The following is a 20,420-nucleotide window of genomic DNA, read 5'->3' on the forward strand; positions in this document are numbered from 1 at the left end:
ATCGGTTCGAACATCACGCGGCTCGCTCTCTGAAATTGTTCAGTCTTTTGTCTGATTTCAGAAACGCGAAGTTTGTTTACCTCGTGTTTCGCTTGATTTGATTTACTCGTTGTGTTTGCTTGAAGATTGTATCTTCTTCGCTTCCAATATGTCAATGTCCTCTTTTTTGAGTAGTCCCTGGCAGAGTTGAACTGCCGACCTCTACATTATCAGTGTAGCGCTCTAACCAACTGAGCTAAGGGACTGTGCTTAATCCCTTAAGGAAGGACTGCTGGGAATCCGCTTGTGTGGGGATTAATATATAGTTGCAACTGTGAAGCAGTATCAAGAGGCGGATTGCTCCGCTCTCCGGCGTTTCCTTCGGTCCGTCTGACCGTTGTGTCGTTGTCGTTGAGATTTCCGCTCCAGAAAGGAGGTGTTCCAGCCGCACCTTCCGGTACGGCTACCTTGTTACGACTTAGCCCCAGTCACCAGTTTTACCTTAGGGCGCTCCTTGCGGTTGCACACTTCAGGCACTCCCGGCTTCCATGGCTTGACGGGCGGTGTGTACAAGGCCCGGGAACGTATTCACCGCGCCATGGCTGATGCGCGATTACTAGCGAATCCAGCTTCATGGAGTCGAGTTGCAGACTCCAATCCGAACTGAGACAGGCTTTCAAGTTCCGCTTTGCGTCGCCGCATTGCTTCTCTCTGTACCTGCCATTGTAACACGTGTGTCGCCCCGGACGTAAGGGCCGTGCTGATTTGACGTCATCCCCGCCTTCCTCACAGCTTGCGCCGGCAGTCTCGCCAGAGTCCCCAACTTGACTTGCTGGTAACTGGCGATGGGGGTTGCGCTCGTTATGGCACTTAAGCCGACACCTCACGGCACGAGCTGACGACAACCATGCAGCACCTCGACACAGGCTCCGTAGAGCTACCTCCTTTCAAAAGTATTCCTGTGTCGTTTGAGCCCGGGTAAGGTTCCTCGCGTATCATCGAATTAAACCACATGTTCCTCCGCTTGTGCGGGCCCCCGTCAATTCCTTTGAGTTTCACCGTTGCCGGCGTACTCCCCAGGTGGAATACTTAACGCTTTCGCTGTATCACTCAGGGATCATTCTCCCCGAACAATTAGTATTCATCGTTTACTGTGTGGACTACCAGGGTATCTAATCCTGTTCGATACCCACACTTTCGTGCATGAGCGTCAGTTGAGCGCCGGTATGCTGCCTTCGCAATCGGAGTTCTGCGTGATATCTATGCATTTCACCGCTACACCACGCATTCCGCATACTTCTCGCTCACTCAAGAAAACCAGTTTCAACGGCTCGAAGAGGTTGAGCCTCTCAATTTTACCGCTGACTTGATCTTCCGCCTGCGCACCCTTTAAACCCAATAAATCCGGATAACGCTCGCATCCTCCGTATTACCGCGGCTGCTGGCACGGAGTTAGCCGATGCTTTTTCTTCGGGTACTCTCGGAACGCCACGCGTGGCGTCTTTTGCTCCCCGACAAAAGAGGTTTACAATCCATAGGACCGTCTTCCCTCACGCGACTTGGCTGGTTCAGGCTCGCGCCCATTGACCAATATTCCTCACTGCTGCCTCCCGTAGGAGTCTGGTCCGTGTCTCAGTACCAGTGTGGGGGACCTTCCTCTCAGAACCCCTACGCATCGTCGCCTTGGTGGGCCGTTACCCCGCCAACTAGCTAATGCGCCGCATGGCCATCCGTAGCCGGTGTCACCCTTTAAACCCCAAGAGATGCCTCTCGGAGTTATTACGCGGTATTAGACGGAATTTCTTCCGCTTATCCCCCTGCTACGGGCAGGTTCCATACGTGTTACTCACCCGTGCGCCGGTCGCCGGCGGAAGTATTGCTACCTCCCCGCTGCCCCTCGACTTGCATGTGTTAAGCCTGTCGCTAGCGTTCATCCTGAGCCAGGATCAAACTCTTCGTTGTTGTCTATATATTTTTCTTTTCTTCTTTATTAAAAAAAAGCAAAGCTAAAATACAGACCGTTTGTTCTGTTATTTCTTTTTGCTTTCACAGAAACCTCAGAGATCGCAGGGATCGCTCCCCGCTGTCCTTGACTGACTATCGGTCTAAACGCCGGATCTTGGAAATTAACAGAGATCGCTTCTTCTATCGTGTAGAAGATTTGACTCTTGTACTACTTCGTTATGTTGCAAATATTTCAATGTTCTCTCGTTGCTTTCTCGATCGCCGTGGCGGTCAGTGGAAAACTTTGCAAAGGTACAACCTTTATTTGAATCTCGCAAATTTTTCTGAAGATTTTAACCTTTCTTAAGATTTGACCGGCGAACCGATCTACCATTTCCAGCGTTATATCTTCTATCAGTCTGCCGCTGCAGGCCTTGCTTCTCAAAAGCGAGTGCAAAGGTAGACATTTCCCCAATTCCCTCCAAATTTTTCATGGTGTTTTAACGAAAATTTAACACTTCGGCTAATCTTACATTATATAATAATAAATCAGTTGGAAAATCGGCTTAAATATCCTACCTTTGCAAAATATTTGAGTTAAGTTCGGGTTCAGTATCCTTAGGTATGATTTCTCGATCCGCTGGCATCAGCATCTTTTTAACCGTTATGCTCCGGAATACGCTGATTTCATCCCGTTCAGACTTTGGCTTCAATATTAATCATGTTTATAATTTAATTTCTTAATCAGTCAGATTATCACTGTCTCAAAAAGGGGAATTTGTGAAAGACGACACTAAAACACAACTTTTTTTATACAACTTATGTGCGGAATTGTTGGCTATATCGGTTCAAACCGAGCTTATGACATCCTGATTCAAGGTCTCAAGCGTCTTGAGTACCGTGGTTATGACAGCGCCGGCGTGGCTCTGGTGGATTGCGACGGAAAACTGAAGATACATAAATCACAGGGCAAGGTGTCAAATCTTGAAAGCATTGCCTCCGGCGCCAACGTCGAAGGCCATCTCGGCATCGCCCATACCCGCTGGGCCACACACGGCGAACCCAATGACATCAATGCTCACCCCCACATGTCGCAGAGCGGCATGATCGCACTGGTACACAACGGCACGATCGAAAACTACGCTGTGCTGAAGAAGGTGCTCATGGAGCATGGCTATGAATTCAAAAGCGAAACCGACACCGAAGTGCTGGTGCAGCTTATAGAATATATCAAACTCACCTCATCATGCACTCTGCTTGAAGCAGTGCGCGAAGCCCTCCTTCAGGTTGACGGCGCGTATGCGATCGCTGTAGTAGAACAGAACGAGCCCGACACCCTGATAGTGGCCCGCAAAAGTTCTCCCCTGGTAATCGGTGTGGGCGAGGATGAAACATTCATCGCATCTGACGCCACACCCATAGTGGGCTATACAGACCAGGTGATCTATCTCAAGGACAACGAAATCGGCGTGATCCGTCGCGGCGAACCCGTGCAGGTGCTCTCACTGTTCAACAACGAGCCCTCCACAATCAATATCCAGAAGTTAAAACTGTCACTTGCCCAGCTTGAAAAGGGAGGCTATGACACGTTCATGCTTAAAGAAATTTTCGAGCAACCCTCTACACTGCGCGACTGTCTGCGCGGACGTATCGTAGACAATTGCCGCCGGGTGACCCTCTCAGGAGTCGATCTCAACCAGGAGCGCTTCAAATCAGCCGAACGCATCACTCTCGTGGCCTGCGGAACATCATGGCACGCCGCACTGATCGGCAAGCATCTGATCCAGGACTTCTGCAAAATGCCTGTCGAAGTGGAATATGCTTCTGAATTCCGCTACGGCAATCCGGTGCTTAACGAAAAAGACATCGTCATCTCCATCAGCCAGTCAGGCGAAACCGCCGACACTCTGGCTGCCATCGAGCTTGCCAAAGCCAAGGGTGCGTTTGTCTATGGCATCTGCAACGTGGTCGGAGCATCCATTCCCCGCACCACCGATTCAGGAACCTACATTCACGTAGGTCCGGAGATCGGTGTCGCATCAACCAAAGCCTTCACCGGTCAGGTGACAGTGCTGACGCTGCTCGCTCTTTCCGTGGGCCAGCTCCGCGGAGCCATTGATGACGCCACACTCCATGAAGTGCTCTCGGCTCTCGACAAAATTCCCGAAACCATCGAGGAAGCTCTTAAGGTGGATCCGGAAGTTATGAAACTCTCACGCATCTTCTCCTATGCCCACAACTTCCTCTATCTCGGCCGCGGCTACAACTACCCTACCGCGCTCGAAGGCGCTCTGAAGCTGAAAGAGATTTCCTATATTCACGCCGAAGGCTATCCCGCCGCAGAAATGAAGCACGGCCCGATCGCACTGATCGACCACGACATGCCGAGTGTGATCATCGCTCCGAGCGACTCGCTCTATGACAAGATCATTTCGAATGTGCAGCAGGTGAAATCACGCGGAGGCGCTGTTGTGGCTATCGTTTCGAAGGGCAACAAGGCCATGAATGATATTGCCGACTTCTGCATCGAGATACCCGAAGTTCCCGAATGTCTCACTCCGCTCGTGGCTTCGATACCCTTGCAGCTGCTCGCCTACTACATTGCCGTCAACAAGGGCAAAGATGTAGACCAGCCCCGCAACCTTGCAAAATCAGTAACCGTGGAATAAATCCGGTCTATCACCTATTATATAAAGAGCAACTGCCGCCGAGCCACCGGGCCGACGGCAGCTGCTCTTTTTTGATCTCCCGACTCAACCTTTCTGTTACCGCGGAGGTTTATATAGGACAAGGAAATTTACAAACAAAACAACACTCAAAAACATAATTATAATACTATGGCTAAAAAAAGTATCAAAGGCACAGAAACCGAAAAAAATCTGGTGATAGCCTATATGGCTGAATCAAGCGCTTACACCCGCTACAACTTCTACGCATCACAGGCCGACAAGGAAAACTATTTTCCGATCGGCGAGATTTTCCGCAATACAGCCGACAATGAGATGCGCCACGGCAAAGTTTTCTTCAAATTTCTTGAGGGCGGAGTTGTCGGCGCGAATATGGATGTGGATGCCGGTGTCATAGGAAGCACCGCTGAAAATCTGGAGATCGCCATCAAGGAAGAACAGAACGAGGGCATCAAGATGTACACCAATGCAGCCAAGGTTGCCGACAAGGAAGGATTTCCGGAAATCGCGGAACATTTCCGTGCTATCGCAGAAATCGAAACCCGCCACAAAGCCCGCTTCGAAGCCTATCTGAAACAGGTCAAGGACGGCACAGTCTGGAAACGCGACCATAAGATCAAATGGCAGTGTCTGGTCTGCGGCTATGTGTTTGAAGGCAAGGAACCGCCCAAAGTATGTCCTGCCTGCGATCATCCCTATCAGCACTACATCGCACTTGACATGGACGAACTCTAAGACCAGAGGCTTCCGGCTATAAATATACCGGCTATAATATAAAAGTCATGGCTATGCCCTATGCGGCACGGCCATGACTTTTATAAGATGAAATATGTCCGTTACATGGCAAAGGCGTTGAAGCCGCCGTCGACCACGGCTACAGTTCCGGTGACAAAACTTGCGGCGTCAGAGATGAGATACTGGATGGTTCCACATAGTTCTTCCGGCTTGCCGAAGCGCTTGAAGGGAGTCTGGCGAATTACATCGGCACCTCTCTGGGTCAGAGATCCGTCAGGGTTGGTCAGAAGCGCACGGTTCTGGTTGGTGAGGAAGAAGCCGGGAGCGATAGCATTGACGCGGATCGAGGGAGTGAACTTCGTGGCTACCTCATTTGCAAGGAAAGCAGTGAAGTTAGAGATTCCGGCCTTGGCTGCGGCATAGCCGAGTACACGGGTCATCGGGCGGAATGCCGCCATCGACGAGAAGTTGACTATAGAGCCCTTGCCGGCCTCTACCATCGGGCGCAGGAAAATCTGGGTGGGAAGCACCGTGCCTGTCAAGTTGAGATTGAGCACGGTCTTGAAGGCCTCGATCTCTACATCGAAGAAATTGCCGGTCGGAGCTATAGTGGCACCCGGCATATTCCCGCCGGCAGCGTTGAGAAGAGCATCGACACGACCATATTTCGCCATGATTTCGTCGCAGTTGGCCTGCAGGATTTCAGCGTTCATGACATCTGTCACAAGAAACATGGCTTCTCCGCCTTTGGCAGCGATTTCAGCTACGATCTCATCGCCCTCTTCCTTACGGCGACCGAGAATCACGACTTTGGCTCCTTCTGTGGCAAGATATTCGGCAATGCAGCGGCCGAGCACACCGGTGCCGCCGGTGATAACCACCACCTGGTCTTTTACTGAAAACAATTCGTTCATTATCTTTTTCTTTATTTCTATGTTAGGTATTCTCTGTGTGGACTGTGGCCATTATGCCTGAAACCATTCCGAGAGCAAGCATACGTCCGTGGAAAGAGTAGCCGGCATTGTAGCCCATCTTTTCATCACCGAGCATAAGCGGAGCGTGGTCAACACGCATCGGGACTCCGGGACGCTCACGCTCGAAAGTGCGCACTACGTCGATCAGGCGCTGATCGAGATGGGTCGACTCTTTGAAATCGCCGTTGGGGAGCACGTTGCAGATTCGTGCATGGACAAAATGAGTGCGGGAGGCATATTTGCGGACCAGAGCGGGGATATCGTTGTGGACACCGGCGCTGAGCGAGCCTGCGCAGAAAGTCAGACCGTTGTGCGGATCAGGCACGGCGTCAAGAAACGCCCGGATGTCTGCATCGCAGGTTACGATTCGCGGCAGGCCGAGAATCGGCCGTGGGGGATCATCGGGATGCACGCACATGTTTATATCATATTCACGGCAGACCGGCATGATGGCATTCAGGAAGTAGGCCATATTCTCACGGAGTTTGCCGGCGTCGATGCCGTCATAGAGGGCAAGAAGGTCACGGAATTTTTGCACGGGATCAAGATCGTTTTCAGAAATGTTTCCGTTGACAAAGCCCTGGGTTTTGACAATGATGTTGTCAACCAGGCGCTTCTTCCCTTCCGGTGTCATGACTTTGCGGAGTTCGTCGACACGGGCAAGAGTTACTTCATCATAATCGCGGGCAGCATCCTTGCGATGCAGGATATGGATATCGAAATAGGCGAATTCGCCGAAGTTGAAATATAGATTGGAGGTCCCGTCGGGATTCGGATATTCAAGATCTGTACGCGCCCAGTCGAGGACAGGCATAAAGTTGTAGCAGACGGTCCTGATTCCCGATTTGCCGAGATTGCGCAGCGATTCCTTGTAGTTTTCAATCAGCTGATCGCGGTCTTCACCGCCATATTTTATCGACTCTGAAACCGGAAGACTCTCGACCACGCTCCAGCGGAGACCTGCGGCCTCGATAAAGTCTTTCATCCGATTCACTTCGTCAAGTGACCACACCTCTCCGTTGGGAATATGATGGAGAGCGGTCACGATGCCCTCTACTCCGATCTGACGGAGCATTTCAAGAGTGATCTTGTCATTAGGGCCAAACCAACGCCATGTCTTTTCCATTAAATTACTTGTAAAAATTGTATTTCTATGAAACTCTTAAAAAAACCTGACGGCGTGTTCCGGATCGAAAATCCAACCAGAAACACGCCGTCAGCGATATTGATGTCCGGAGATCATCTGAATTATTTACGGGCTTCAGCCACATAAGAGAGGGCTTCGCGACATTTTTCGGTCACATATGCCCAGTCCTGAGCGGCTACGCGATCTTTCGGGAAGAGCTTGGATCCCATTCCGACACACCATACGCCGGCCTTGATCCAACCTTCGATATTTTCCTTGGTCGGTTCAACGCCACCGGTGACCATGAGCTTGGTCCAGGGCATCGGAGCGAGAAGACCTTTGACAAACTTGGTGCCGAGAACGTCGCCGGGGAAGCACTTGCAGAGGTCACAGCCGGTTTCCTGAGCTGCACCGACTTCACTTACTGTGCCACAGCCGGGGGTGTAGGGAACGAGACGGCGGTTGCAGACGCGCGACACTTCGGGGTTGAAGAGCGGGCCGACAATGAAGCAGGCGCCAAGCTGGATATAGAGAGCGGCAGTGGCGGGATCAACGATAGAGCCTACACCCATTGCCATGTCAGGGCATTCCTTGGCAGCGAATTTAACAACTTCTGCAAAGACCTCGTGAGCAAAGTCGCCTCGGTTAGTGAATTCGAAAGCGCGCACGCCTCCGTCATAGCAGGCTTTCACTACTTGTTTTGCCACTTCAGCATCCTTGTGATAGAACACCGGGACAACACCGGTCTCGCCCATCTTGGCGAGAACTGCGATTTTATCAAATTTAGCCATTTTTGTGATTGAAGGTAATAATTGATTGTACGATTTGGTATAAATTCTTCCAAAGAATAAAACGTAGGCAGGGAGCCTCTTATTGTAGCCTCCCTGCCAAATGATCTGTCAATTCAGGCTCAGAGTGACTATCGAGTGGGCCGGCATTGTCAGAGTGACCTTGCCGTTTTTGATTTTCGCACCAGAGAAAGGCTTCAGAGCCACCTTTTCAGCCTGCCCGAAATCGTTATAGTCATGCACATCGGCCGCTGTCAGTACTTCGCCGCTGACCTTCGAGGCCTTGATGCCACCGAGATCAATGACAACTTCCTGCGGCTTGTCAAGCAGGACATTGACAAGAGACACAGTGGTCACACCGTCTTTGACCGAAGCCGAAGCCGTCAGCACGGGCACCGTACGGCCTTTTCTTACGGTCATCAGCCCGGCGTCAGTGGTGAGCGGCACCAGACGGGCTCCCTGATGGGCGGCATAGCTCTTGAACACATAGAATGTGGGGGTCTTTACCATGAATTCATCCTTGGTCAGGAGCATGGCCTGAAGCACGTTGGCAAACTGGGCTATGTTGGCCATGCGCACACGGTCAGCGTGAGAGTTGAAGACGTTGAGCGACAGAGCTGCCACGAGCGCGTCGCGCATGGTGTTCTGCTGATAGAGGTGTCCGGGATTTGTTCCGGGTTCCACTTCCCACCATGTGCCCCATTCGTCAACGAGGAGGCCTACACGCTTTTCCGGATCATACTTGTCCATGATCTGCGAGTGGGCTCTGATAAGGGTATCGATATCAAATGCTTTGCCCATGAGCCAATAGTATCCATCCTGATCAAATTCGCGTGCCGCGCCTTTATTGGACCAGTCGTCGACACAATAGTAGTGAAGCGAGATACCGTCCATCATGCGCCCGGCATTCTTCATGCAGACATCTGTCCAGTTGTAGTTATAGGCATCCGCACCACAGCCGATCTTATAGAGCTGGTTGCCGTTGAAATTGCGGCAGTAGGTAGCGTAACGGCGATAGATATCCGAATAATATTCGGGAGTCATGTTGCCGCCGCAGCCCCAGGTTTCGTTGCCGATACCGAGATATTTGAGTTTCCAGGGCTTTTCGCGGCCGTTTTCCTTGCGAAGTTTTGCCATAGGGCCGTCATTGGCTGTCATATATTCTACCCATTTGGCAAGTTCCTCGACAGAACCGCTTCCGACATTACCGCTGATATACGGCTCCACGCCGGTGAGTTCACAGAGATCAAGGAACTCATGGGTGCCGAATGAATTGTCCTCCACGGTACCGCCCCAGTTGGTGTTGACCATTCTCGGACGCTGCTCGCGCGGACCGATTCCGTCCATCCAGTGATATTCATCGGCGAAACATCCGCCGGGCCAGCGCATCACGGGCACCTTGAGCTCACGGATGGCTTCCAGCACATCGTTGCGATAGCCTCTGGTATTGGGAATTTCAGAATCCTCCCCTACCCATATGCCGCCATAGATGCAACGGCCGAGATGTTCGGTGAACTGACCGTAGATTTCTGGTTCGATCACAGGAGCCGAGTCTGTGGGATTCAGGCTGACATTAACTTTTCCGGCCGCAGCGGCAGTCAGCGATAATGCGGCTGTGGCAAATGCTAATGATAATGATTTAATATTCATAATCTTATTTAACTTTAGAAATTGTAACCCGTCAGAAAATTTAGAGGTTGTAAAAAAACTGTTCTTATTTGCCGTCGCGCTTGCGCCAGAGGTTTGTCATATCCTCAAGAGTCTTGCCCTTGGTCTCAGGCACAAGAGAGGCAACAAACCATGCGGCTACGATACAGATCACACCGTAGAGCGCATAGGCGAACATATGGCCGAACTTGTCGCCCATGTCGCCGAGAGTCATGTTGTACATCGGAACGAATGTTGACGACACTATGAAGTTGAAGATCCACTGGAAGGCAACGGCGATAGCCACCGCAGCTGAGCGGATGGTGTTGGGAAAAATTTCGGCGATGAGCACCCAGCAGATCGGGCCCCATGAGAACATAAACGAAGCCGAGTAGACCATGATAGAAACCACGGGCACGAGCGGATTGACTTCCACAAGGTTGGAGGCAGCTACGCCGAACGCACCGACAGCCATGCCGATCGAGCCCCAGATGAGCAGAGGCTTGCGGCCGAGTTTCTCGACGGAGAATACAGCGACAAGAGTGAAGGTGATGTTGACAATGCCCATGATGACGGTCTGAACCATCGGATTACCCATGTTCATCGATTCGAAAATACGCGGAGCATAGTAAAGCACAGCGTTGATACCTACGGCCTGCTGGAACACAGAAAGCATCACGCCGACAAAGATAACCATCACGCCGAAAGAGAAAAGCTTCTCGCTCTTGACCTCGACGGTCTGCTTGATCTGGCCGAGAACCTCTTTGGCCTTTTCATAACCGTTGATATGCGAAAGCACCATAAGGGCCTTTTCGTCTTTGCCTACGAGCGCGAGATAGCGGGGCGACTCAGGGACCAGACACACAAGTATGGTGAAGATGCCGGCTACAAAAGCCTCGCTGCCGAACATGTAGCGCCATCCGGTCTGAATGGTCCAGAGGTCTGATTTGTCAGAAACCTGATAGATTGTCTCGCTGATTTTCTCAATGATGGGCTGAGTGTGTTCGCCGAGGATGAGGAAGTTGACAAAATATACTACAAGCTGACCGAAGATGATGGCAAACTGGTTCCACGACACGAGTGTGCCTCGGATATTCGAAGGAGCGACTTCGGCTATATACATCGGGCAGATGGCCGAGGCCAGACCCACGCCGATACCGCCGAGAATACGATAAAAATTAAAAGCGACCAGCAGACTTGCCGAAGGAACGCCATGATCAAAAAGCATGAATTCCGGGTAATAGCTGCCGAGCGCCGAAAGGAAAAAGAACACTCCGGCTATTGCAAGCGAGCGCTTGCGGCCGAAATAAGATGCGAAGAAGCCGGAAATGGCACTGCCTATGATACAGCCCAACAACGCGCTTGACGAAGTGATGCCGTGAATTGTGTCTGTATAAACAAAATCTTTTGCTCCGAGGAAAAATGCCTGAAGACCTTTTTCAGCTCCTGAAATAACGGCTGTGTCATAGCCGAAAAGCAGGCCTCCGAGCACTGCGACAAGTACTATCGAAAAAAGATAAGTCTTGCTTCCATTCTGGGGATAATTCATGGTGTGGTAAGAAGTTTTGGATGAAGAGAATAAGGGAAATGCCCGTGTGGCTTCCTAAAAGCCACACGAACATTCCCTGAAAATCTGGTCGGGCCTATCAGCAGTACATTGCCACGATAGCCTCGTAGAGTTCCTGCTTGCCGGAAGTGCGCTTGGGTTCGCCTACTTCTTTGCCGTAAGCATATACGTCTTCGAGAGTCAGCTTGCCTTCTTCGAAGTCCTTGCCCTTGCCGGCATCGAATGATGCGTAGCGTTCGCGGAGCATATCCTTGTAGGGTGATTCTTCGAGAAGAGCGGCTGCGCTTTCAAGTGCGCGGGCCATAGCATCCATGCCTGCGATGTGGGCGATGAAGATGTCTTCGAGATCGGTAGAGTTGCGACGGGTCTTTGCGTCGAAGTTTGTACCGCCGTTGCCGAGACCGCCGTTGCGGATGATCTGCATCATGGCCTGGATGAGTTCGAAGTTGTCGATGGGGAACTGGTCGGTATCCCAGCCGTTCTGATAGTCGCCGCGGTTTGCGTCGATAGAGCCGAGCATACCGTTGTCCACTGCCACTGCGAGTTCGTGTTCGAATGTGTGACCGGCGAGAGTTGCGTGGTTAACTTCGATGTTGAGCTTGAAGTCCTTGTCAAGACCGTGCTGCTTGAGGAAGCCGATAACGGTTTCGCTGTCAACGTCATACTGGTGCTTGCTGGGTTCCATAGGCTTGGGTTCGATGAGGAATGTGCCGGTGAAGCCTTTTGAGCGGGCGTAGTCGCGGGCCAGACGGAGCATGGTTGCGAGGTGTTCTTTCTCACGCTTCTGATCGGTGTTGAGGAGGCTCATGTAACCTTCGCGGCCACCCCAGAACACGTAGTTTGTACCGCCGAGTTCGATAGTGGCATCGATAGCGTTCTTGATCTGGACAGCAGCGCGGGCCACAACGTCGAAGTCAGGGTTGGTAGCGGCTCCGTTCATGTAACGGCCGTTGCTGAACACGTTTGCAGTACCCCAGAGGTTCTTGATGCCGGTTTCGGCCATCTTGCCCTTGAGATAAGCTACGATTTCCTTCATGTTGTGCTCATATTCCTCTACAGAGCAGCCTTCGTCAACGAGGTCTACGTCATGGAAGCAGAAATATTCGATGCCCATCTTCTGCATGAACTCAAAACCGGCGTCAGCCTTCTGCTTTGCGATTGTCAGAGCGTCAGCACCTTCGTTCCAGGGGAATTTCTTTGAAGATCCGCCGAACTGGTCGCCTCCTTCAGCACAGAGAGTGTGCCACCAGGCCATCGCAAACTTGAGCCATTCTTTCATGGGCTTGCCAAGGATCACTTTTTCAGCGTCATAATAACGGTAGGCCATAGGATTCTTTGATTCCTTGCCTTCGAACTTGATTTTTCCGATACCGGGAAAATATTCTTTTACTGCCATAATAATAAGGTAATTGGATGATTTTTATTTATTGATTTCTGTTTTTTTGATTTTCAGTCTGAAAGAAGGACGTTTTTTTAAAGCTCACGCATCAGGCGTTCTTTCCAGAGGGCATAAGCCTCGACGTAGGCCTGGCGGTCAGCGGCCACCGGCTCGATGACCTCGATTTTTTCCAGCGAAGCGAAAGCCTCGTTGTTGTCCTTATAGATTCCGGCACCCATTCCGGCGCCCTTTGCGGCGCCTACAGAGCCGTCTGTGTCATAAAGCTCGATTGTGGCTCCGCTGACTCCGGCAAGAGTGTTGCGGAAAAGCGGGCTGAGGAACATGTTGGCGTGTCCGGCGTGGATCTTGTTGATCGGCATGCCCATCTGCTCCATGATCTCCATGCCATAAATGAATGAGAACACGATGCCCTCCTGAGCGGCGCGAAGCAGATGCGATTTGTTGTGGGTAAGGAAGTTCACGCCGTGGATCGAGCAGTTGACTTCCTTGTTCTGCAGCACTCGCTCGGCTCCGTTGCCGAAAGGAATCACCGACACACCGGCGGCACCGATAGGAGCCTGGTCGGCTACATCGTTCATCTCGGCATAGCCGATGCCTTCAGGGGCCACAGTGCGCTTGCTCCATGAGTTGAGGATGCCGGTTCCGTTGATGCAGAGCAGCACTCCGAGGCGGGTCCGGTCATTGGTATGGTTGACATGGGCAAAGGTGTTGACGCGGCTCTTCAGGTCGTAGTTAACCTCGCCGAGCACGCCGTAGACTACTCCGGATGTTCCTGCTGTAGAAGCAATTTCACCGGGGTTGAACACGTTGAGCGACAGAGCGTTGTTGGGCTGGTCGCCGGCACGGTAGCTGACGGGGATTCCCTCGGCCAGACCGAGCTCGGCTGCGGCTTCCGCGCTCACAAGGCCCTGGACAGAGAATGTCGGCACTATCTCAGGTATTATGTCTGCGTCATATCCAAAATATTCCAGCAGGAAATCTGCCACCTTGCCTTCTTTGAAGTCCCAGAGCATCATTTCCGAAAGGCCTGACACAGTGGTGCAGATGCGGTCGGTCAGACGCATGGCCACGTAGTCGCCGGGAAGCATTATCTTATAGATCTTCTCGAAGAGTTCAGGCTCGTTTTCTTTCACCCAGGCCAGTTTTGTGGCTGTGAAGTTGCCCGGAGAGTTGAGTATGTGGCTCAGACATTTTTCTTCGCCGAGTGCTCCGAAGGCCTTTTCGCCATAGGGCACACCGCGCGAGTCACACCAGATGATGGCCGGACGCAGGGGCTGCTTGTCTTTGTCTACGAGCACAAGGCCGTGCATCTGATAGGAAATGCCGATGGCTTTGATTTCTTTGGGGTCGATTCCTGAACTTGCCATGATGCTTGCGGTGGCGTGTTTCAGGCAATCCCACCACTGCTGGGGGCGCTGTTCGGCCCATCCGGCCTTGACGGCTATTATCTCGGCTTCTGTCTTGGGATAGAAATCAGAAGCTACGGTCTTGCCGGTCTCGGCATTGACGAGGCTCGCTTTCACTGACGAGCTGCCTATGTCATATCCTAATAGATACATAATCGTTTCCTGTCTGTGTTTTTTATTAATTGGTGATTTACGTTAAATTTTTCTGTGCCTGAGAAGGCTGCGGCTGGGTTCTATCTCATCACGGTGTAAGCCTTCCGGTCGAAGCGGTAGAAGCGGGCTGCGCGGTGCGAGACTCCCTGCTGCTTTTCGTCAAGAGGCACTATGTAAGGCATCTGGGCTATCTTTTTGTGGAAATTTCTAACATCAAGAGTCTTTCCGTTGATGATCTCCGAGAGTTTGCGCAGCTGCGAGGCCGTGAATTTCTTAGGCAGCAGATCGAAAAGCAGAGCCCTGTTGTTGTCAGCTTCACGGCGTATGGCTTTCCGGGCCTCCTCTATAATAAGGTTATGGTCAAAAGCCAGAGGTCCTATGTCATCGATCCGGCACCACTGTGCCTGGGCGGGGTCCACTGTTTTCTCCAAAGCTTTGTCGAGTTTCACAAGCGCGAAATAGGCTATGGTGACAATCAGCTCCACATGCTCTTTCTGCGCTCTCTCAAGCCAGAGCACATCGCGGGGATTGCTGGTGCGGTCTTTCGAGCCGAAGGCCTTGAACTGCGTCAGGCTCAGATCTTTGATTCCTGTCAGCTCTTCGAGCACACGGCCTGCGGCTTCATCAAGGTCTTCATCACGATAAATAAGACTGCCGGGGAGTTTCATATCATTGTAGTCTCCGCCATCGTCACTTCCACTGCGCTTCACAAGGAGCACACGCAGATCAGTGCCGTCGAATCCGAAAACCACGCAGTCAACAGAGATATGATTGTTTGCCAGAGGAGTTGACATGTTTTCTATAGGCTTTTGATTAGGTTTTTAGCTTACACTGACAAAAGTACAAATTTTCCAACAATAAAATTTCCCGGAAAAATATGTTTTAAAACATTAAAATCTATCCTTTTAGTTTTCTTAACCATGACAATATCCCTGTTCTTCGTGTGCCCGTTACAATAAGACCTGCCGGCCAACACGGCCGCTGCCTCAAAATCACTGTCTGCCGTGCGCTTAGATAGCTTACGCCGCCCGCAGGCTTAGGGTATATTTGACAATAAGCCTCCCGCGGCCTCTGCCCCGCAAGCCGACTGTTAAACTTTGCTAATCCCCGGCCGGATTCAGCCACGTCTATATTTATAGATATAACGAAGTCCATCAAATCAGCCGTCCCTGTCACAACCGGAATTTTCAAACCATCTCACCCCATAGGTTGTTTATAAGATAAAACGACCAAAAAACTCTACTCAACATCAACTAAAAACAGCAAAGGATATGAAAAAATTCTTAGTTGCAACAGCCCTTGCCGGCTGTGTAATGGGAGCCTCGGCACAAAACATTATCGAGCGCCCTACATTCGGTGATAACTGGAATATCGGCATTGACGTCGGTGCGACAACTCCACTGAAGGGTCACTCCTTCTTCCAGAACATGCGTCCTACAGTAGGTCTCCACTTCGGCAAACAGCTCACTCCCCTCTTCGGGGTAGGCGTTGAAGGTATATTCGGGATCAACACCTCATCGGTCAACGGACACCGCCACAGCCACACCGCATTTGACAACTCCTATGTAGGCGGCTACGGAACCTTCAATCTCACAAACGCATTCCTGGGATTCAGCTGTGACCCGCGCCCCTTCGGACTTGAAGCCGTGGCCGGCATCGGATGGAGCCGCGACTACATCGCAAATCACCACGACCCCAACGACATCTCGACCAAGTTCGGCCTCAACTTCAACTTCAATGTTTCCGAAAACGTCTCCATCGCCCTCAAGCCGAGCGTGCTATTCAACCTGACGGGCAACAATTCGGAATACAAAAACATGGGATTCAACGCCCGACGCGCCAACTTCAACATCGCAGTGGGATTCAACTACAACTTCGGCCCCGGCTTCGAATGTGTGGTTCCGGTCGACAACTCTGCTGAAATCGCCGCCCTCAACGACCGAGTCAACACCCTCCGCGCCGATATCGACGGACGTGACGCAGCCCTCGCCGCAGCCAACGCCAAGAACGCCGAACTCACTGCAGCCCTCGCGGCAGCCAATGCAAAACCCGCAAAGGTTGTAAAGGAAAACACCCTTTCGTCCGTGCGCTACGTCTTCTTCAAGATCGGTTCAAGCAAGATCACTGCCGACCAGATGCCTAACGTCGAAATGATCGCCGCTTACCTCAAGAACCACCCGAAAGCAAAAGTCCAGATCCGCGGCTACGCTTCTCCCGACGGTTCACTCGAATTCAACGAACGCCTCGCTGCAGCCCGCGCCGAATCAGTGAAGAATTCTCTTATCAAGAAATACAAAATTCCCTCTGACCGCATCGACGCCAAGGGCGAAGGTATCGGCAACATGTTTGCCGAAGAGTCCTGGAACCGTGTATCCATCTGTACTCTTGAAGAATAATCTCTCTGAAATATAGCGAAACACAATCACTGCCCCTCGCACCCGTCAGCCGGATGCGAGGGGATTTTTTTGAAAAAATTTCACCCCTCCCCGCATTATCGCACCAAAACCGCCTCCACCCGGCCTTAACTTTGCATTGTCAACCCCCACAGCCCCTCTGACACAACTCCCGACTCCCGCATCCCTCCCCTCCAAAAAAAATTCACCCGCATCTCAACTCCACCAAAAAAACCGATCATCAGCTCATGGAAACAACTCAGACACCCCCACCGAACCCCGACACCGCCTCACCTGCCGCAGCCGCCACCTCCGTTCAGCCCGAACCGGCTCCTGCGCCTTTGCCTGACACCGCTCCCTCATCTCCGCCACCCACGCGGCGCCACTACACCCTCTGGGAACTCGTGCGCCACGAGGACCACGACCGTCCCGCCCCACAGTCCGACCCCACAGACTCCGTCCTCGCATCAATGCGTCCGAGCGCATGGCCCGACTGAACCATCCACTTTTTTTCACCTTTAACCCATCTCTATGGAACCCAACATTCTCACCACCACCCTCTCAAATGAGATCTCACCCGAACTCCTGCGCAACGAAATCGACAGCCGCATTGTAAAAATCCGCCCCTCCTCCACCCCTCTTGACCAGATTTCACGCCTCGGCACCGCCCGCCACGCCGGCTCGATGCGAGTGGAATACTATTCGGTCGACACCAAGGAAGGCAGCACCAACATCACCGAAGGCAACCGCTCGCTGTCAGTCGAAACCGGCAAACAGTTCTCGATCAGAGTTGCCAACAGCGCCATCTTCTCCGAAACCGAAACAGTGCTGCTTCCCACCCTCTCCGTGACTACCGGCAGCTACAAAGGCCAGGCCCTCGTAGGCTACATCACCGAAATCAGCGCCGACACCCTGACCGTCATTCCCGTCAACGCCGACAGCACTCCCGCCACATTCGACCTGAAAGTAGGAGATCCCGTGGTCCGCATGGGCCGTGCCGCCCGCGAGCTCGACGTGCAGACCACCCAGTTCATCGCCCTCCCGCGCAAAGACTACAACTTCTGCCAGATCTTCAAAAGCCAGGTTGAAGAAAGTCTCTATCAGCGACTTGCCGACAAGGAAGTGGGCTGGGAATTCACCGACCAGGAAGAAGTGGCTATAATGGACATGCGTCTCGGCATGGAAAAATCATTCCTCTTCGGCGCCCGCTCCCGCATCGAACTCGCAGCCACAGGTGACGAAGTCTTTCTCACCGGAGGCATCTGGAACCAGACCGACAACACCTTCACCTACTCCCCTGCCGATTTCGACGAGACCGCCATTGTCAGGCTCGCCCGAAAAGCCTTCACCGGACACTCCGGATCGGCCCGCAAAGTACTGATAGCCGGCTCAGGACTAATCGAAGCCCTCAACACCTTCAAAGCCGTCCGCACCGTAAGCGCCACCGAGAAGAAAACCATCTGGGGCATAGACTTCCACCTCATAGTCACCAAATTCGGCACCCTCTACGTGCACCACTCCGAAGTCTTCGACCTATGCGGAATGCCTGACAACGGCATGGTCATCGACCCCGAATATCTCACCAAATACAGCCATGTCCCCTTCTCGGCCGAGCGCATCAGCTTCCGCAAACAGGGGTTGCGCAACACCGAAGGAGTAGTCCTCACCGAAGCCTCCTGCCTTGTGCTCCGCCATCCCAACGCCCACATGCGCATCACCGCCCGCTGATCCCGCCGCCCAAAAAAAATCCGGAGAGCCCCCGCATCGGGAGCCCTCCGGCATTTTTTCTTTTTATAAAGCCTTGTTATTTGGCAGGTGTCACGTCAGAAGTCTCAACCTCAAACACAAGCATCGCATTGGGAGCGATACCGGCCTGCGGATTGCCATCCACACCGTAAGCAAGCTTGCCGGGGATATAAAGCACATACTTCGAACCGTTCTTCATCATTGAAAGACCTTCGCCGAAACCGGGCACAACACGGTTGGGGTTCATAACCACACCCTCGGAATTGCTGTCGAACTCCTTACCGTCGATGAGTTTGCCCACGTATTTAACCTTTGCGCTGCCGTTGGCACCTACAGCCTCACCTTCGCCGGCCTTGATCACCTTATAGGCGAGACCCGACTCAGTAACCTTGATTTCAGGATCTTTAGCCATCTGATCCTTCAGATAAGCCTCACCCTTGGCCACGTTTTCCTTGGCCTCAGGGCTGTTCTCCTTAGCCTCGCGGGCAGCAGCTTCCTGCTTCTGATAGTATTCCATCATCTTCTGCTGGGCCTGCTGGGCAAGAGCCTGGAACTCGGTCTGGAGCTCGCGCATCTGATCTGAATCAACAGAATCGGCAGAGAACGCCTTGGCATAAGCCTCATAGAGCTTGTTGCGGTCAATGGGCACACCGGCCTCCTCATAGCGGAGAATCTGGCCGAACAGCTGCATACCGAACTGGAAACCAGTCAGATAGCCCTGCTGGGTAGTGTCGGTCATAAGAGCCTGCTTGAGACCGCGGAGAATATCGTCTTTCTTGTAGTTGGCCTGCTGCTCTTCGGGAAGTGTCATATATTCCGAAAGAAGACGGCTGCCCTGGGCAGAACCCATCGCAACAGAGAGAGAGTCGCCAAAACCTTGGTTGGCATTGTCAGAAGAAGATGTCTTGTTGCATGAAGTAGCACCAAACATCATAGCGGCGACGCCGCATACCATGAGAAGTTTTTTCATAAACTTTGTAATTGTTATTTTAATATGGTGTTGTTTCTATTCCAAATACGCATCACGGCTGAGAGCGGTCGACCGAAAGCAGCCTGACGGTAAACTCGATGGCCGCACCCGGAGGAATCACATCGCCCACACCGCGCTCGCCATAGCCCAGAGAGGCCGGAAGCACAATCCGGTATTCACCGCCGGGACGCATCATCTGCAGCCCCTCGCGGAAACCCGGAACAAGGCGCACCAGATCGAAGCTCACAGGCTCCTCGGTCTTGTCGAAGACACTCCCGTTGCTCAGACGGCCGGTGTACTCGATATTGACCTTGTCGGCAGCGCCCGGAAAATCGCCCTCGCCCTCGGTGATCACCTCGAACACGAGCCCTGAAGGAGTTGTCACCGCCCCCTTCTTTCCGGCGGCCTCCGCAAGGAAAGCAGCCTGGCTCTCAGGAGTGAAAGCCGAAGAATCGTAGCCGCCCACGAGCGGAGCGATCTGACGGTCGATGAACTCACCCGCGCTACCGGCCGTGAAACCGACACTGCCTCCATTGAGCACAGTGACTACAGCCTTGGCAAACGCCTCGCGGTCAACCTTCATGCCCAGCGACTCCATTTCACGCAGACCGGACAGGAAATTCATTCCCACACCGATCCCGTTGCGGTAGGCGCTGCTTGCCGAAGTAGTATCGGTCAGAGCCGCCTCCACACCCTCAAGAAAACGGAGATTCTCGGCAGGACTAAGCCTCTCGCTCTTCACCGAAGTGCCCCAGAACGTAGCCAGCGCCCGCGTAAGCGAATCAGAAGCCGCAGTCTGAGCCTCAGCCTTAAAAGCAAGCGTCAGCACGGCCGCCAGAACCAGCCCCCGAACTGCTCGCATTGCAATACCTTTTATCTGCATATCGCATTGTCAGTCATCTCAGG

15 protein-coding genes, 1 tRNA gene and 1 rRNA gene are annotated in these 20,420 nt (G+C 52.5%); 5 read left to right on the forward strand and 12 right to left on the reverse strand.

The window, feature by feature from the left end; all coding sequences use genetic code 11:
* Positions 1 to 171 precede the first annotated feature (171 nt).
* Positions 172 to 245: transfer RNA gene (locus FDZ78_RS06215), tRNA-Ile, on the reverse strand.
* A gap of 163 nt (positions 246 to 408) precedes the next feature.
* Positions 409 to 1,941: ribosomal RNA gene (locus FDZ78_RS06220) — 16S ribosomal RNA — on the reverse strand.
* Positions 1,942 to 2,744: 803 nt separating this feature from the next.
* Here FDZ78_RS06220 and glmS point away from each other — a divergent pair.
* Positions 2,745 to 4,592, forward strand: a complete 1,848-nt coding sequence (glmS, locus tag FDZ78_RS06225; RefSeq protein ID WP_136408235.1) for a glutamine--fructose-6-phosphate transaminase (isomerizing) — start codon at positions 2,745 to 2,747, stop codon at positions 4,590 to 4,592.
* A gap of 168 nt (positions 4,593 to 4,760) precedes the next feature.
* Positions 4,761 to 5,345: a rubrerythrin gene (gene rbr, locus FDZ78_RS06230; protein WP_107032759.1), complete on the forward strand. Its 585-nt coding sequence runs from the start codon at positions 4,761 to 4,763 to the stop codon at positions 5,343 to 5,345.
* 101 nt (positions 5,346 to 5,446) lie between these two features.
* Here rbr and FDZ78_RS06235 read toward each other — a convergent pair whose 3' ends face one another.
* The 8 genes from FDZ78_RS06235 to FDZ78_RS06270 form a co-directional block, all read right to left on the reverse strand.
* Positions 5,447 to 6,259: an SDR family oxidoreductase gene (locus FDZ78_RS06235; protein WP_136408236.1), complete on the reverse strand. Its 813-nt coding sequence runs from the start codon at positions 6,257 to 6,259 to the stop codon at positions 5,447 to 5,449.
* 22 nt (positions 6,260 to 6,281) lie between these two features.
* On the reverse strand, positions 6,282 to 7,445 hold the full coding sequence (gene uxuA, locus FDZ78_RS06240; RefSeq protein WP_136408237.1) for a mannonate dehydratase: 1,164 nt from the start codon (positions 7,443 to 7,445) through the stop codon (positions 6,282 to 6,284).
* Positions 7,446 to 7,567: 122 nt separating this feature from the next.
* Positions 7,568 to 8,236 carry a bifunctional 4-hydroxy-2-oxoglutarate aldolase/2-dehydro-3-deoxy-phosphogluconate aldolase gene (locus tag FDZ78_RS06245; protein WP_107032762.1) on the reverse strand — a complete coding sequence of 223 codons (669 nt, stop codon included), beginning with the start codon at positions 8,234 to 8,236 and terminating at the stop codon, positions 7,568 to 7,570.
* A gap of 108 nt (positions 8,237 to 8,344) precedes the next feature.
* Complete coding sequence (locus tag FDZ78_RS06250; protein WP_107032763.1) at positions 8,345 to 9,883, reverse strand: alpha-N-arabinofuranosidase; 1,539 nt, start codon at positions 9,881 to 9,883, stop codon at positions 8,345 to 8,347.
* 64 nt (positions 9,884 to 9,947) lie between these two features.
* Complete coding sequence (xylE, locus tag FDZ78_RS06255) at positions 9,948 to 11,429, reverse strand: D-xylose transporter XylE (protein ID WP_123398499.1); 1,482 nt, start codon at positions 11,427 to 11,429, stop codon at positions 9,948 to 9,950.
* Positions 11,430 to 11,526: 97 nt separating this feature from the next.
* Positions 11,527 to 12,843, reverse strand: coding sequence for a xylose isomerase (gene xylA, locus FDZ78_RS06260; RefSeq protein WP_107032765.1), 1,317 nt, complete (start codon positions 12,841 to 12,843; stop codon positions 11,527 to 11,529).
* 77 nt (positions 12,844 to 12,920) lie between these two features.
* Positions 12,921 to 14,405, reverse strand: coding sequence for a xylulokinase (locus FDZ78_RS06265; RefSeq protein ID WP_136408238.1), 1,485 nt, complete (start codon positions 14,403 to 14,405; stop codon positions 12,921 to 12,923).
* 80 nt (positions 14,406 to 14,485) lie between these two features.
* On the reverse strand, positions 14,486 to 15,208 hold the full coding sequence (locus tag FDZ78_RS06270; protein ID WP_107032767.1) for an NUDIX domain-containing protein: 723 nt from the start codon (positions 15,206 to 15,208) through the stop codon (positions 14,486 to 14,488).
* Positions 15,209 to 15,676: 468 nt separating this feature from the next.
* On the opposite strand from FDZ78_RS06270, the gene FDZ78_RS06275 reads away from it, so the two are divergent.
* The 3 genes from FDZ78_RS06275 (at position 15,677) to FDZ78_RS06285 (ending at position 18,526) form a co-directional block, all read left to right on the forward strand.
* Positions 15,677 to 16,801: an OmpA family protein gene (locus FDZ78_RS06275; protein WP_123398497.1), complete on the forward strand. Its 1,125-nt coding sequence runs from the start codon at positions 15,677 to 15,679 to the stop codon at positions 16,799 to 16,801.
* Between the two features lie 245 nt (positions 16,802 to 17,046).
* The gene (locus FDZ78_RS06280) at positions 17,047 to 17,295 is read left to right on the forward strand and encodes a hypothetical protein (protein WP_123398496.1); all 249 of its coding nucleotides are present in this window, start codon (positions 17,047 to 17,049) and stop codon (positions 17,293 to 17,295) included.
* A gap of 34 nt (positions 17,296 to 17,329) precedes the next feature.
* Positions 17,330 to 18,526, forward strand: a complete 1,197-nt coding sequence (locus FDZ78_RS06285) for a DUF5309 family protein (protein ID WP_107032770.1) — start codon at positions 17,330 to 17,332, stop codon at positions 18,524 to 18,526.
* 76 nt (positions 18,527 to 18,602) lie between these two features.
* Here FDZ78_RS06285 and FDZ78_RS06290 read toward each other — a convergent pair whose 3' ends face one another.
* Entirely contained in the window at positions 18,603 to 19,514 is a 912-nt protein-coding gene (locus FDZ78_RS06290) for an FKBP-type peptidyl-prolyl cis-trans isomerase (RefSeq protein ID WP_107032771.1), read from the reverse strand.
* Between the two features lie 52 nt (positions 19,515 to 19,566).
* Entirely contained in the window at positions 19,567 to 20,376 is an 810-nt protein-coding gene (locus tag FDZ78_RS06295; protein WP_168181955.1) for an FKBP-type peptidyl-prolyl cis-trans isomerase, read from the reverse strand.
* Between the last annotated feature and the right edge of the window lie 44 nt (positions 20,377 to 20,420).

The organism is Duncaniella sp. B8 (genome assembly GCF_005304985.1).
GTDB lineage: Bacteria > Bacteroidota > Bacteroidia > Bacteroidales > Muribaculaceae > Duncaniella > Duncaniella muris.